The 361-nt window shown below is 76.5% G+C and carries 1 pseudogene; it reads left to right on the top strand.

The annotated features are described in order from the left end of the window. A pseudogene (locus B7767_RS39675) lies at positions 1 to 248 on the top strand (TIGR03089 family protein); the annotation flags it as partial. Positions 249 to 361 lie beyond the last annotated feature (113 nt).

Raw genomic sequence — 361 nt, 5'->3', positions numbered from 1 at the left:
GGGAGTTCACCGGGGCGGAGGTGGTCGAGCGGGCCCGCGCCGAGGCGCCGGAGCTCGGCCTGACCGGCCCCGGCTCGCGGATCCTGTCGGGGCGGCCGTACGACACGTGGGAGGGCCTGAACACGGGCCTGTACGGGCCGCTGGCGACCGGCGGCTCCGTGGTGCTGTGCCGCAACCTGGGCCTCCTCGGGGGTGACGCCCTGGACAAGCGGGTGGAGAGCGAACGGGCGACGGTCATCGCCCGATAACGGCACACCACGGAGGACACCACCCACCCCGGCGGACGCACCCCCGAAACCCGGCCCCCGCACCAACCCCCCGTCCGCCCCACCCCCTCCCCCGTCCGGCGCACCACCACCCG

Origin of the sequence: Streptomyces sp. 13-12-16, assembly GCF_002114215.1 — a bacterium.
Classification (GTDB): Bacteria; Actinomycetota; Actinomycetes; order Streptomycetales; family Streptomycetaceae; genus Streptomyces.
The sequence above is the reverse complement of the archived record's forward strand: the minus strand, read 5'-3'. Positions and strand labels throughout refer to the sequence as shown.